14 protein-coding genes are annotated in these 14,488 nt (G+C 58.1%); all 14 read left to right on the top strand.

Annotated features, from left to right (window positions below):
• Nucleotides 1-147 precede the first annotated feature (147 nt).
• The 14 genes from flhA (at nt 148) to CFT65_RS09330 (ending at nt 14,477) form a co-directional block, all read left to right on the top strand.
• Nucleotides 148-2,328, top strand: a complete 2,181-nt coding sequence (flhA, locus tag CFT65_RS09265) for a flagellar biosynthesis protein FlhA (protein WP_088827749.1) — start codon at nt 148-150, stop codon at nt 2,326-2,328.
• A gap of 60 nt (nt 2,329-2,388) precedes the next feature.
• The gene (flhF, locus tag CFT65_RS09270; protein ID WP_088827750.1) at nt 2,389-3,699 is read left to right on the top strand and encodes a flagellar biosynthesis protein FlhF; all 1,311 of its coding nucleotides are present in this window, start codon (nt 2,389-2,391) and stop codon (nt 3,697-3,699) included.
• 68 nt (nt 3,700-3,767) lie between these two features.
• Nucleotides 3,768-4,580, top strand: a complete 813-nt coding sequence (locus CFT65_RS09275) for a MinD/ParA family protein (RefSeq protein WP_088559149.1) — start codon at nt 3,768-3,770, stop codon at nt 4,578-4,580.
• A 31-nt stretch (nt 4,581-4,611) separates the two neighbouring features.
• Nucleotides 4,612-5,355: an RNA polymerase sigma factor FliA gene (locus CFT65_RS09280; protein WP_088827751.1), complete on the top strand. Its 744-nt coding sequence runs from the start codon at nt 4,612-4,614 to the stop codon at nt 5,353-5,355.
• A 162-nt stretch (nt 5,356-5,517) separates the two neighbouring features.
• The gene (gene cheY, locus CFT65_RS09285) at nt 5,518-5,901 is read left to right on the top strand and encodes a chemotaxis response regulator CheY (protein WP_008173086.1); all 384 of its coding nucleotides are present in this window, start codon (nt 5,518-5,520) and stop codon (nt 5,899-5,901) included.
• A 20-nt stretch (nt 5,902-5,921) separates the two neighbouring features.
• The gene (locus CFT65_RS09290) at nt 5,922-6,707 is read left to right on the top strand and encodes a protein phosphatase CheZ (RefSeq protein WP_088828203.1); all 786 of its coding nucleotides are present in this window, start codon (nt 5,922-5,924) and stop codon (nt 6,705-6,707) included.
• A 16-nt stretch (nt 6,708-6,723) separates the two neighbouring features.
• A complete protein-coding gene (locus CFT65_RS09295; protein WP_088827752.1) occupies nt 6,724-8,847 on the top strand; it encodes a chemotaxis protein CheA in 2,124 nt (707 codons plus the stop codon).
• 55 nt (nt 8,848-8,902) lie between these two features.
• A complete protein-coding gene (locus CFT65_RS09300; protein ID WP_088827753.1) occupies nt 8,903-10,054 on the top strand; it encodes a protein-glutamate methylesterase/protein-glutamine glutaminase in 1,152 nt (383 codons plus the stop codon).
• On the top strand, nt 10,054-10,794 hold the full coding sequence (locus CFT65_RS09305) for a flagellar motor protein (protein WP_088827754.1): 741 nt from the start codon (nt 10,054-10,056) through the stop codon (nt 10,792-10,794). The genes CFT65_RS09300 and CFT65_RS09305 overlap by 1 nt, the downstream gene beginning before the upstream one ends.
• Before the next feature lie 18 nt (nt 10,795-10,812).
• On the top strand, nt 10,813-11,595 hold the full coding sequence (gene motD, locus CFT65_RS09310; RefSeq protein WP_088827755.1) for a flagellar motor protein MotD: 783 nt from the start codon (nt 10,813-10,815) through the stop codon (nt 11,593-11,595).
• Between the two features lie 193 nt (nt 11,596-11,788).
• Nucleotides 11,789-12,586, top strand: a complete 798-nt coding sequence (locus CFT65_RS09315) for a ParA family protein (RefSeq protein ID WP_172408448.1) — start codon at nt 11,789-11,791, stop codon at nt 12,584-12,586.
• A complete protein-coding gene (locus CFT65_RS09320) occupies nt 12,579-13,394 on the top strand; it encodes a chemotaxis protein CheW (RefSeq protein WP_088827757.1) in 816 nt (271 codons plus the stop codon). The genes CFT65_RS09315 and CFT65_RS09320 overlap by 8 nt, the downstream gene beginning before the upstream one ends.
• A 134-nt stretch (nt 13,395-13,528) precedes the next feature.
• Nucleotides 13,529-14,017, top strand: a complete 489-nt coding sequence (locus tag CFT65_RS09325; RefSeq protein WP_008173094.1) for a chemotaxis protein CheW — start codon at nt 13,529-13,531, stop codon at nt 14,015-14,017.
• 67 nt (nt 14,018-14,084) lie between these two features.
• A complete protein-coding gene (locus CFT65_RS09330; protein WP_088827758.1) occupies nt 14,085-14,477 on the top strand; it encodes a DUF2802 domain-containing protein in 393 nt (130 codons plus the stop codon).
• Nucleotides 14,478-14,488: the final 11 nt, after the last annotated feature.

Here is a 14,488-nt window from a genome sequence, read left to right on the forward strand (position 1 = left end):
GGCGAGTCAGGCCGCAAATGGCCGGCTCACGGAAATCCACTAAGGGCTGGTACGGATCTTGCGATAACACTTCCAAACGACGCTCCGGTGTCAGATTTTCGACCTTCAAAACGCCTGCAGGCACGGCCAATCGGAGAAGTATCCGGCATGGACAGAGCTTTAGTCCTCAATAACGTCAAAACCCTGACGCGGGGCAATCTGGGCATTCCCATTATGCTGATGGGTTTGCTGGGTATGATGATTCTGCCTATGCCGGCGTTCCTGCTGGACGTGTTCTTTACTTTCAATATCACCCTTTCGATTGTCATTCTACTGGTGTGTGTCTACGCCCTCCGGCCCATGGAGTTCGCCTCTTTCCCCACAGTTCTGCTGGTAGCCACGCTCCTTCGCCTCGCCCTGAACGTGGCCTCCACCCGGATTGTTCTTCTGAACGGCCACGAGGGCGGTGACGCCGCCGGTAAGGTGATTGAATCCTTCGGTGCGGTCCTGATTGGTGGCAACTACGCCGTGGGCCTGGTGGTGTTTGCGATCCTGATGATCATTAACTTCCTGGTGGTGACCAAGGGTGCCGGCCGGGTATCCGAGGTGAGTGCGCGTTTTACCCTGGATGCCATGCCCGGAAAACAGATGGCGATTGATGCGGATCTTAATGCTGGCCTAATCAATCAGGACGAAGCCAAGCATCGTCGTTCCGAGATTGCACAAGAGGCGGATTTCTACGGCTCCATGGACGGTGCTTCCAAGTTTGTGAAGGGCGACGCGATTGCCGGTCTGCTGATTCTTGCCATTAACATTATCGGCGGTATTGCCATCGGTATGCTGCAGCACGGTCTTGATTTCGGGCTGGCCATGGAGCGCTATGCGCTGCTGACCATTGGTGATGGCCTGGTGGCACAGATTCCCTCGCTGCTGCTGTCCACGTCTGCGGCGATCATGGTTACCCGGGTAACCTCCAGCCAGGACATGGGTGGGCAGATCCTTCAGCAGATGTTCAGTGCCCCTAAGGCCCTGTCTATTGCAGCCACCATCCTGATTATCCTGGGTCTGATTCCGGGCATGCCCCATGTGGCCTTCCTGGGGCTTGGTACCCTGGCGGGCGGTGCTGCCTGGTATATCTGGAAACACCAGAGGCAGACCGTCGAGGAAGAGGGTGCATTTCCGTCGCGGGGCGCTGGCGGTTCCGCACCACGGCCGGCGGGTCGCGATCTGCCTCCCGGCGGTGATGCAGGCGGCGATCAGGGGCGCCAGCTGCCGGCACCCGGCGAGACCAAGGAACTGGGCTGGGACGACGTGTCCACCGTTGATATCGTCGGTCTGGAAGTGGGCTACCGGCTGATTCCGCTGGTGGACAAGTCACAGGGTGGCCAGTTGCTCAGTCGCATAAAGGGTGTTCGTAAAAAGTTGTCCCAGGATCTGGGCTTTCTGATGCCCTCGGTTCACATTCGAGACAACCTGGATCTGATGCCCAACGTCTATCGCATTACGCTGATGGGCGTGACCATTGCTGAGGCCGAAATCCATCCGGACCGCGAGCTGGCCATAGACCCCGGCCAGGTGTTCGGAAAAATAGAGGGGATTGAGGGCAAGGATCCGGCGTTTGGTCTGGATGCCAGCTGGATCGAGCCAGACAAGAAAGACCAGGCCCAGACCCTGGGGTATACCGTGGTCGATGCCAGTACGGTGGTTGCCACCCATCTGAACCAGGTATTGCAGAAGCACGCCCACGAACTGCTGGGTCACGAGGAAGTCCAGAAGTGGCTGGATCAGCTGGAGAAGATTTCTCCAAAGCTGGCCGAGGAGCTGGTGCCCACCACTGTGTCCATCAGCCTGCTGCTGAAAGTGCTGCAGAACCTCCTGAAGGAAGAAGTGCCGATCCGGGATATGCGGTCCATTGCCGAGGCCATCGTGAACGTGCATCCGAAGAGCCAGGATCCGAAACTGCTGACCACCGTTGCCCGGCAGTCCCTGCGCCGGATGATTGTTCAGAGCATCTGCGGCAACGAATCGGAGATACCGGTGATCACCCTGGATCCGGATCTGGAACAGTTATTGCTAAAGTCAGTTCAGCAGAGTCAACAATCCGGCGGTCAGGAAGATATTGGCCTGGTTCTGGAGCCGAATATGGTTGAAAAGCTCCAGCGCTCCCTGCAGGAGAGCGTCCAGCGCCAGGAGATGCTCGGCAAACCAGCCATCCTGCTGGTGTCCGGGCCCCTGCGGCCGGTTCTGGCGAAATTTGCCAGTTATGGGGTAGAGCGACTGCACGTGCTCTCGTACCAGGAAATTCCGGATAACAAACAGATTACGATCGTGGCGTCCGTTGGCCAGTAACGGCGCGGATGACAGAGCGGACAGCGCCGGCACGGCGTTGCCGGTGGAGGAAGAGGCATCATGAAAGTAAAACGGTTTTTTGCTCAGACCATGGCAGAGGCGCTGAAACAGGTCAGTGAACAGATGGGGCCGGATGCCGTGATTCTTTCCAACCGTCGGGTTGATGGCGGTGTCGAAATAGTGACGGCGCTGGACTACGACGAAAACATGGCACGGCAGCGACTGGGTAATCAGGCGGAGGAAGCAACCAACGGGTCCCGTCTTGCGGAGATGCAGGCGGAGCAGCACCGCCGTCTTGAGGACGAGTTGAGCCGCTCCCGTGACCGCATCCGTGAAGTCAGGGAAAAGCGTGCCGCCCACGGAGCCAGCTACGCCGACGCGTCATTTGCTGCTGTTCAGGACGCGGCGAGCGGTGGTTTTGATGACATTGAATCTGTGCCGCAAGCGCCCCGGGCAGCCTATTCCGATGAGCTGGCGCAAATGCGCGCCGAGATCAGCTCCCTGAGGGACATGATGCAGGGCCGTCGGCCGCAACCGGAGCCGGAGGTTTCGGCAACCACCGCGGTTCAGCAGCGGCTGGCTGAGCGTTTGCAGGAATTCGGTCTCGGCACTGATCTGGCTGGGTCAATTTCCCGGCGCCATAAGGCAGGGCGCTTGGAAGATGGCTGGAAACAGTCCCTGAAAATGCTGTGTACCGGCGTCCGGACCTCCCGCATGGAGTGGCTTGATGAGGGTGGCGCCTACGCGCTGGTAGGTCCCACCGGTTCCGGCAAGACCACCACCATTGGCAAGCTGGCGGCTCGCTACGTGCTCAAGCATGGCTCCGACTCGGTGGCCCTGGTTACCACCGACCGATATCGGGTGGCCGCGCATGAGCAGCTGTTCGTGTTCGGTCGTATCCTGAATGTGCCGGTTCGGGTGGTGGATGAGAGCCACAGTCTGGATGATATTCTCGACGAGCTTTCAGACCGTCATCTGGTGCTGATCGATACTGCCGGGCTGACCAGCGCTGACAAAGGCTATCAGGAACAACTGGCCGAACTGGCTCGCAGCCATCACAATATCAAAACCCATCTGGTCGTCTCGGCAACCAGTCAGCCTCGCATCATGAAATCCGTCTGGCATTGCTATAAGATGGCAAATCTTGCGGGCTGTGTAATGACCAAAATCGACGAGGCCCTGACGCTGGGCGAGTCTCTCGGGTTTGTGATGGAAACCGGTCTGCCGGTAGCCTATTACACAGACGGCCAGAAGATTCCTGAAGACCTGCACCACGCAGAAGCCGTTCCGCTGGTGCGGTTGGCCGTGGATCGGCTGAAAACACTCCAGCAACAGCAAGCGGTCGCAGAGGGCCTGAAAGAGCACGCCTGAGACCGGACAGATTGACAGCAGGCGTCGGAGAAAAAGCCGGCGAAACGTGGCGAGAGACCAAAAACAGTATGAGCAGAGCACATCCGGTACAGGTGATTGCAGTTTCCGGCGGAAAGGGTGGTGTCGGCAAGAGTAACGTGTCGGTGAACCTCGGAATTGCCCTGGCGCAGAAAGGCCGGAGAGTGGTGCTGCTCGACGCCGATCTGGGGCTCGCCAATATCGACGTCTTGCTGGGCATCACTGCCAATCGCAACCTCCAGGATGTTCTGGCGGGCGATTGTGATCTAAAGGACGTTCTGGTGAATGGTCCCGGCGGCATCAAGATTGTCCCCGCCTCTTCCGGTACCCAAAGAATGACCCAGCTCAGCCCCATGGAGCATGCAGGGCTGATTAATGCGTTCAGCGAACTGGGTGATCAGATCGATGTCTTGATCGTTGATACCGCCGCCGGGATTTCCGAATCAGTGGTCAGTTTTCTGAGGGCCTCCCAGGAGCTGTTGCTGGTGGTGTGTGACGAGCCCACGTCCATTACCGACTGTTACGCCCTGATCAAACTCATGAACCGCGAGTACGGCACCAATCGGTTCCGTATTCTTGCCAACCAGGTACGAAATGAACAGGAAGGCCGGCATCTGTTCGAAAAACTGACCCGGGTCACCGAGCGCTTCCTTGATGTGGCACTACAATATGTTGGAATAGTCCCCTACGATGAGGCTGTGAAGAAAGCGGTTCAGCGACAGCGCGCGGTACTGGACGCCTATCCAAGGGCGAAAGCATCCCTGGCGATCAAGGCGCTGGCCGACAAGGTTGATAGCTGGCCGCTGCCGTCCTCTCCCCGCGGGCACCTGGAATTTTTTGTGGAGCGGCTCGTCGAAGTCTGAATCGGATCCAGTCAAACAAGAAACCGGATACATGGCATTGGCGAAAAACCTCGGAATCTATAACCAGTCGGGTGCGCAGAAACCGTCTCAGCTCGTTGAGCAGCATGCCCCGCTGGTCAAGAAAATTGCCCTTCACCTGATGGCCCGCCTGCCCGCCTCCGTTCAGCTTGAAGACCTGATGCAGGCCGGCATGATCGGCTTGCTTGAGGCCGCCCAGCGTTACAGCTCCGCCAAAGGTGCCACCTTCGAGACCTATGCCGGTATCCGGATTCGCGGCGCCATGGTGGATGAAATCCGCAAGGGCGACTGGGTTCCCCGTTCCGTGCATCGCAACGCCCGCCGTATTTCCCTGGCCATCAAGGCCGTTGAAGACCGTCTTGGTCGTGAAGCCCAGGACCTGGAAGTGGCTGAAGAGCTGGGTATGGGGCTGGCCGAGTATCACTCCTACCTTTCCGATTCGAACAGCGGCCGACTTTTTAGCCTCGATGAGCTCAATGAATCCGGAGAGCTGCCGATAGAACAGACAGAGACGCAGGATAATCCCCTGGAGGGGTTGTCCTCCGATGCCTTCCGGCGCAGCCTCGCTGAGGCCATTGAAGACCTGCCGGAGCGGGAAAAGCTGGTGCTGAGCCTGTATTACCAGGAAGAACTGAACCTGAAGGAGATTGGCGCCGTGCTCGGCGTCAGCGAGAGCCGGGTAAGCCAGATTCACAGTCAGGCTGCCCTGCGCCTTCGGGGACGGCTGTCGGATTGGCGCCACGAATCGGACAGCTGATTGCGTTCAGTCTGTGTCCGCGCAGAGGCAGTCTGTAGTTTTTGGTAACCGATGCTTTACAACCGAAGCAAAGGTCTGACAATAAGCGGTTAAAACAGCGGCCTGCTAGACTTTGAACGCGAAGGTCAAACGAATTCCGGGTGTCACTAACTGGAGGTCCCATTGGACAAAAACATGAAAATCCTCATTGTGGACGACTTCTCCACAATGCGACGGATCATCAAGAATCTGCTGCGTGATCTTGGCTTCACCAACACCGATGAAGCTGACGACGGCAATACGGCGCTGCCAATGCTTAAAAGCGGCAAATACGATTTTCTGGTGACCGACTGGAACATGCCAGGCATGTCCGGTTTCGATCTGCTCAAGGCCGTTCGGGCTGACGAAAATCTGAAAACCCTGCCGGTATTGATGGTAACGGCTGAGGCGAAGCGCGACCAGATCGTTGCTGCTGCCCAGGCGGGCGTGAACGGCTATGTGGTCAAACCGTTCACTGCCGCGGTGCTCAAGGAAAAGATTGAGAAAATCTTTGAAAGAATCCAGTAACCAGAGGTCGGATGGCTCTCATGAGCGATAGCAAAAAGAACCATCGGGGCCTTGAACCGGAGGTAACGGAAAAGCTTCAGCGGCAGGCAGCAGAACTGGCAGAGAGTGTTGATGCGGGGGATTATGCCAAAGCCATGACCCTGATCAATGAACTCAGCGAGGTCAGGGATCAGAGTCTGTACCGTGAGGTAGGGCGATTGACCCGGAGCTTGCACGAAGCGATCCGGAACTTCCAGATTGACCCCCGTAACGCCGAACAGCAGGAAGCACTGTCGAAGATGACAGATGCCTCTGATCGCCTCGAGTACGTCGTGCAGATGACCGGTGAAGCGGCCAACCGGACCATGGATCTGGTTGAGGAAACCATGCCTGTGGCCAATGCCCTGAGAGACGAAGCAGCCGCCTTGCGTGATGAGTGGCAGCGTCTGCGTCGCCGGGAAATGCAGCCGGCCGAGTTCCGCGAGCTTTACGGGCGGATTGATCGCTTTTTCGTCAGCATGGCTACGGACGCCGACACCATGTACAGCAACCTCTCGGAAATCCTGCTGGCTCAGGATTTCCAGGACCTGACGGGCCAGGTTATCCAGAAAGTAACCGCGCTGGTGAAAGAGGTAGAGGAGCAGATGCTCAGCCTGGTGGTGATGGCCAGTCATGTGGACCAGCTCACGGGCACGGTGCACCAGATTGAAGAGAAGGAAGAGTCTGCAGAGAAGGGCGTCGGGCCCCAGATCAAGGCCGATGAGCGTGAAGATGTAGTCTCGGGACAGGATGACGTAGACGATCTGTTGTCCAGTCTCGGTTTCTGAATAAAGAGGGTAACGCATGGCGTTTGATGCTGATGAAGAGATTTTGCAGGACTTCCTGGTAGAAGCCGGCGAGATCCTCGAAAAGCTGTCAGAGCAGTTGGTAGATCTTGAGCAACATCCTGACGACAGTGATCTGCTTAACGCCATCTTCCGTGGCTTTCACACCGTGAAAGGCGGCGCGGGCTTTCTTCAGCTTGAAGCGCTGGTGAATTGCTGCCATTCCGCCGAAAACGTTTTTGACACCCTGCGCAATCACAAGCGCAAGGTGGATTCAGAACTGATGGACGTGGTTCTCGAAGCCCTGGACAACGTCAATGCGATGTTTGAGCAGGTCCGTAATCACGAGGAGCTGACACCGGCCCCGGAGGAACTGATTGTCCGTCTGGATGCCCTGGCCCAGCCGGAGGGCGAGGGGGTACCGGCTGCTGCGCCCCAAGCTGAGCACGAAGAGAGCGAATCGGCAGAAGACGGTGGTGACATCACCGACGACGAATTCGAGCAGCTTCTGGATGCATTGCAGGACGAGAAATCCGGAGATACTTCATCGGTTTCAGGTGCCGGATCGGCCGAGGGCGAGAAGGAAAGTTCCGGAGACGACGAAATTACCGACGACGAATTCGAGGCGCTGCTGGACCAGCTGCACGGAAAAGGGCAGTTTGCCGGTGCACCAGCGGGCGAGGAAGAGGCTGTCAGCAAAGAAGAAAAGCCGGCCGCCAAGGCCGAGGGCGGCGATGACCTGATTACCGACGACGAATTCGAGAAACTGCTGGACGATCTTCACGGCAAAGGCGGAAGCCCGACAGCGGGGGGAGAGCCCTCAGCGCCGGGACAGCCCTCAGCTCCTGAACAGCCTGCAGCTCCGAAAGAGCCGGCAAAGCCAAAAGCAGAGGCGCCGAAGCCGGCCCCCAAGCCAGCAGGGAAGCCGGAAGCCAAAGGCGCTGCTGCACCGGCCATGCCCGCGCGCGAGCAAGCTCCTGCTGCGGAAACGACGGTTCGTGTCGACACCAAGCGCCTTGACGACATCATGAATATGGTGGGGGAGCTGGTGCTGGTGCGTAACCGCTTGCAGCGTCTGGGTGCCGAAAGCGAGGACGAACATATGCACAAGGCGGTGTCCAACCTCGATGTGGTCACCACCGATCTCCAGTCTGCAGTGATGCAGACCCGCATGCAGCCGATCAAGAAGGTGTTTGGCCGGTTCCCCCGGGTGGTTCGTGATCTGGCCAGGAATCTCAAGAAAGAGGTCAACCTGGTGATGCATGGTGAAGACACCGACCTTGACAAGAACCTGGTCGAAGCACTGTCTGATCCGCTGGTTCACCTGGTTCGGAATTCGGTCGATCATGGCATCGAAGCCCCGGAGGTGCGCGAGAAAGCCGGTAAGCCCCGCCAGGGTACCGTCACCCTGTCTGCCGAGCAGGAGGGGGATCATATTCTCCTGTTCATCGAGGATGACGGCGCCGGTATGGATCCGGAAGTGTTGCGCCGAAAGGCAGTCGAGAAGGGTATCTACGAACAGGATGCTGCCGATCGGCTGACTAATTCTGAGTGTTTCAACCTGATTTTTGCCGCCGGATTTTCCACCAAGGAGCAGATTTCCGATGTCTCCGGTCGTGGTGTCGGCATGGATGTGGTGAAAACCAAGATTGGCCAGCTCAATGGTCAGTTAAGCATCGAATCGGAACTGGGCAAGGGTTCCCGGATTGTTATCAAGGTTCCGCTAACGCTGGCCATCATGCCGACCCTGATGATCATGCTGGGGGACCAGTCCTTTGCGCTGCCGCTGGTCAACGTGGTCGAAATCTTCCATCTGGACCTGACCAAAACCAACATTGTCGATGGACGTGAGTGCATTGTGGTTCGGGAAAAGGTATTCCCGCTGTTTCATATCAAGCGATGGCTGGTTCGTGGCGGTGCTTCCCCGGAGGTGCCCGAAAACGCCCATGTTGTCATCGTGGCCATGGGTACCAAACAGGTGGGCTTTGTTGTCGACCAGTTGGTCGGGCAGGAAGAGGTGGTGATCAAGCCCCTCGGGCGGGCGCTCCAGGGCACGCCGGGGATGGCGGGCGCCACCATTACCGGCGACGGCAGGATTGCGCTGATTATTGATGTTCCCAGCCTGCTGCAACATTACGGCTGAGCCGCATCCGGCAGGTGACATTGCCAGAGAACTATGGATTGGGTAGGAGAAGTGGATGACAGTTTCTGTCCTGGTCGTTGACGATTCAGGGTTTTTTCGCAAACGGCTGACGGAAATCCTGACCAGCTCTGGCCAGATCAAGGTGGTTGGGGCTGCTACCAACGGTCGGGAAGGCGTGGAACTGGCCGAAAAGCTGTGTCCCGACGTGATCACCATGGATTACGAAATGCCGGTGATGGATGGCATCTCCGCTGTGCGCGAAATCATGCGCAAGCACCCCACACCGGTGCTCATGTTCTCTTCGCTCACTTATGAAGGCGCTCGGGTAACCCTCGACGCGCTCGAAGCCGGCGCCGTCGATTTCCTGCCAAAGAATTTCGAAGAAATTGCCCGGGATAACAGCCAGCTCCAGAAAATCCTCATCGATCGAATTCTTGACGTGGCACGCAGTCGGCCCGGAAACCGGCCTGCGGCTCCGGCCCGTCCCGAACCGTCGGCGCCAGCTTCCCGGGCGCCAGGCACGCCGGCCCGTCCCCGTCCGGACATCACGCCGCGCCAGCGCCCAGACACACAGAGCCCTGCGGCTCCGGTCGGGCCCGAGGCACCAAGGCGTCACTCCCGCCGGGGCGGGGCCAAGCATTACGCGGTAGTTGGTATTGGCACCTCAACCGGCGGACCTGTTGCCCTGCAGCGGGTATTGACAACGTTGCCGGCAACGTTTCCGGCACCTATCGTGCTGGTGCAGCATATGCCGGCCAGCTTTACGCCGGCCTTCGCCGAACGTCTGAACAAGCTCTGCCGGATTGAAGTCCGGCAGGCCGAGGATGGCGATATGTTGCGGGCCGGGCTTGCTTTGCTGGCACCCGGCGGTAAACAGATGATGGTTGAGAATCGGGGTGGGCAGGCCAGGATCCGTATCCTGCCCGGAGACGAGCGACTCAATTACAAGCCCTGTGTGGACGTAACCTTCGGTTCACTGGCCAGGAGTTTTCCGGGCAAGACGCTGGGTGTCATTCTCACCGGCATGGGCTCGGACGGCAAAGAAGGTTGCCGGATGATGAAACAGAGCGGGTCCGACGTCTGGTCGCAGGATGAAAAGTCGTCGGTTATCTACGGCATGCCCATGGCGGTCGCCAAGGCAGGGCTGACAGATGATGTGCTATCGCTGGACGAGATCGGGCCACGCCTGGTTGAAGGTGTCTGCTGATGGATATCCTGAGTCTGCTCGGGGTCGTACTGGCTTTTGCCGCCATACTCGGCGGCAATCTGCTTGAAGGCGGGGCCGTTAGCTCCCTGTTCAACGGGCCGGCAGCCATTATTGTTATTGGTGGTACCCTGGCCGCAACTATTCTGCAGACCTCGTGGCCGATGCTCAAACGGGCCTTTACCCAGGTGCGCTGGGTATTCGTCCCGCCGTTCATTAACCTGGAAGACGGAATTGGCAAGGTCATCGACTGGAGTGTCAAAGCCAGGAAGCAGGGCTTGCTCGGCCTTGAGGGCCTTGCCGAAAGAGAACCGGAACCTTTTGCCCGCAAGGGATTGCAGTTGTTAGTGGATGGTGCCGAAACCGAGACCATTCGGGGCATCATGGAAGTGGACCTGGAATCCCGTGAGCAGCGTGATCTGGAGTCTGCCAAAGTGTTCGAGGCCATGGGCGGTTACTCGCCGACCATCGGCATCATCGGGGCTGTGATGGGGCTGATACAGGTGATGACCAACCTGGAGGATCCACAGTCTCTGGGCAGCGGGATCGCAACCGCCTTTGTGGCCACCATTTACGGTGTGGCTCTCGCCAATCTGTTGTTCTTCCCGGTCGCCAACAAGATGCGTGGCATCGTGCGGGAACGTACCCGATACGAGGACATGATGATCGACGGCATTATTGCCATCGCCGAGGGTGAAAACCCGAAATCCATCGAATTGCGGCTGCGGGGCTTCCTGCAGTAAGCATGCGCAGGCCAACTTATGCGGCGCCGTAGGCAACCCCAGGATGATCTGCACAACAAGGAGCGGTGGCTGATTTCCTATGCGGATTTCATCACGCTGCTGTTCGCCTTTTTCGTGGTGATGTACTCGGTGTCGTCCGTCAACGAAGGCAAGTACAAAGTCCTGTCGGAAACCCTGACCGGTGTGTTTAACGCGCCACAGAGGTCTTTTCAGCCAATCGAGATTGGCGACCAGCCCCAAAGGTCATTGAACGCGCCTGCAGAGAACGTTATTCCGCCGGCAGTGACTGAAGCTCCACGTAATCCGGAGATAGATGCCCAGGCCCGAACGGAAGCACTTCGAGCCATGGCTGACCAGCTGTCGATGGAATTCGATGAGTTGATCAACCAGGGGGTGGTTTCACTGGAGACCAGCGACCAGTGGCTGGAGTTGAATTTGCCCAACAGTCTGTTGTTTGGCAGCGGTGACGCCGAGCCCCATTACGACGCGTTTGACGTTGTCGAGAAAATAGCTATCGTCCTGAAGAATCGGGACAACGCGGTCAAAGTTGAAGGCTTTACCGATAACCAGCCGATCAGTACTTCTCGCTATCCCTCCAACTGGGAATTGTCTGCCGCCCGGGCGGCGTCGATGGTTCGGATGCTGGTGATGGAGGGCATCGAACCGGAACGTCTCGCAGCCGTTGGCTATGGTCAGTATCAGCCGGTTGCCCGGAATGACACGGAAGAGGGGCGGCGCAAAAACCGGCGAGTGGTGTTGCTGATTTCCCGTGACGCCAGTATCCGCGGTGCCATGCGTTGAACGGATTGTTGGCAGATGCGTATAGAGCCATTGGCATGGTTCCTGTATTACTCCCGTTAACAAAAAGGCGCCGGCAACAGCTTGCCGGATTTTCCGAGGACTGGTTCAAGTTGCCCGGGGAATGGCCGATAAACGGGACTGTGGCAAAGGTTAATTGCCAGCCACACCGATGTATTCTCTGGAGAATCAAAGCGTGCGAATCTGGGCAGTAGCCAATCAAAAAGGTGGTGTCGGTAAAACCACGAGTGTGGTCGCCCTGGGCGGCTTGCTTGCCGAACGCGGCAAGCGTGTTCTCGTTGTGGATCTGGATCCCCACGGCTCGCTTACCAGCTGGTTCGGGTACGATCCGGACACCATTGCCCACAGCGTTTTCGATTTGTTCCAGCATCAGGGCAAGGTGCCCGATGGGCTTCCGGCCCAGTTGATTACCAAAACCAGTTGCAAGGGTCTGTCCCTGCTACCGGCCAGTGCGGCCTTGGCCACCCTTGAGCGAAGGATGATCGGCGTCGAGGGTATGGGGCTGATCATCTCCCGGGCCCTGACCCAGCTCTGGGACGATTTCGATTATGTCCTGCTGGACAATACCCCCTCCCTTGGGGTTCTGATGGTCAACGCCCTCGCCGCGGCGCAGCATCTGATTATTCCCGTGCAAACCGAATTTCTGGCCATCAAAGGCCTGGAGCGAATGCTCCACACCCTGAAGATGATCATGCGCTCCCAGAAAAACGAGCTGTCCTACACCATTGTGCCAACCCTGTACGACCGGCGTACCCAGGCATCGGTTAAAAGCCTTAACCTCCTGCGTAAGACCTACCGTGAATCCTTGTGGCAGTTTGCCATTCCGGTGGACACCAAGTTCCGGGATGCCAGTCAGGGCGGTATTATTCCCTCCGCTCTGGATGCGGAAACCCACGGTGTCCGGGCCTACAACCATCTGTTGGACGATCTCATGTCCCGGGTGGGTGGGGTGAAGGAGCGTCAGCATGGCTGACGATAAATTGACAAGGCTGGCGGATCCGGAAAACGCGATTGCCAGTTACCTTGATGAATTGCTGCACACGGCCACGGACACTGCGCTCCGGGAGGAAACCGCAACGCCTGAACCGGTGAAGCCGGCAACCCAGGAAGCCCCTGTGGCAACCCGAACGAAACCGGCTCCGGTGCCAACTGTCGAAAAACCGGCGGCAAGTCCCGAACCGCCCAGACCGGCCCAGGGCAAGTCTGCAGAACCAGTGCGGCCCGTGGAGCGCCAGGCTCCGGAAGAGCCTGTATCGAAGCAAAAAGTGGAGGTCCGGCCTGAGCCTGAGCCGGAGCCGGCTGCGCCACCTTCTCGTCCGGAATGGTCAGAGCAGCCTTTCGAATGCCTCATATTCACGGTTGCAGGGCTGCAGCTTGCGGTGCCGCTGATTCTTCTCGGTGCCATTCATCGTATTGAGGAAGAGATCCGGCCCATCCCGGGAAGTCCACGCTGGTATATGGGAATCCGGCCCGACCGGGACCACAACCTTCGTGTGGTGGACACCGCCGAATGGATCATGGCAGGGCGGGTGCCGTCCGGTGTTCGTGACAACTACCGGTTTGTGATCCGGCTGGATAACAGCGACTGGGGGCTGGCCTGTGATGACGTGGCCCAGTCTTTCACCCTACGGCCCGACGAAGTGCGCTGGCGGACCGCCCGCAGCAAACGGCCCTGGCTGGCTGGCACGGTGATTGATCATATGTGCGCGCTGATCGATGTGCGTACCATGGCAGACTTGCTGGTGCGGGCGGAAAGAGAGCACCATCTGGATCTGAGCTGACGAAAACAATGGTTACTGAATGAAACCGAGCCGTGCTGGCACGGTTTGTGCCCTTAACTATAGTATTGGGCACTGATGATATTTTTTTGACGATCAGGTTGCCCGCCGGGCAGCCCAAGAGGAGAAACATCGCTATGGCATCCCCGAGCGGACAAACCAATCAGGCCCAGGACGATCAGGTACTGCAGTACGTTACCTTCCGACTGGATGATGAGACCTACGGTCTGAATGTCATGCAGATTCAGGAAGTGCTGAGATACACGGAGATTGCTCCGGTTCCGGGGGCCCCGGATTATGTGCTCGGCATCATCAACCTTCGGGGTAACGTGGTTACGGTAATCGACACCCGCCGGCGCTTCGGCCTGGCGGACGCAGAAGTAACCGACGCCACCCGGATTGTGGTGATGGAATCGGCCAACCAGGTAATGGGCATTCTGGTGGATTCCGTGGCCGAGGTGGTGTACCTGAAAGCCAGCGAAATTGAGACCGCACCGAACGTGGGTAACGAGGAAAGTGCCAAGTTTATCCAGGGCGTGTGCAACAAGGATGGCGAACTGATCATTCTGGTTGAGTTCGACAAGATGCTGTCAGACCACGAGTGGGCGGAAATCGCGGCACTGTAATCCGGGGCAACTCGTTACGGGCCTGAAGATGGATGCCTTCCGTGGCAATTTACGGGAGACATCCGTCATGTTTGCAGAAATTCCTTCATACCTTCCCTGGGCGTTGACTGTTGCCGCCTTGTGTCTGGTTTTCGTTCAGGGCCTGGTTCTCGGGCGCCAGGTGCGCAGCTTGAGAGCAACGCTGAAAGAGCGCTGCGATACCCTTGGCCGGGAACTGCATGCCACTACGAGTGGCAGCATGGGGGTAGGACAACGGCTGGTCAGCTGTGAACGACAGTTGCACGAGCTGAGGACCACGCTCGACGAAATGCGCCAGAACGATCCGCTGCGAATCTCTTACGATGAAGCCTCTCGACTGGTTGATCTCGGCGCCGATATCGACGATCTTATGAACACGTGCGGAATTTCCCGTCCCGAGGCCGAGCTGGTGTCAGCACTCAGAAAACGTCAGGCGGCCTGATACCATGCCGT

This window comes from Marinobacter sp. es.048, assembly GCF_900188435.1.
GTDB lineage: Bacteria > Pseudomonadota > Gammaproteobacteria > Pseudomonadales > Oleiphilaceae > Marinobacter.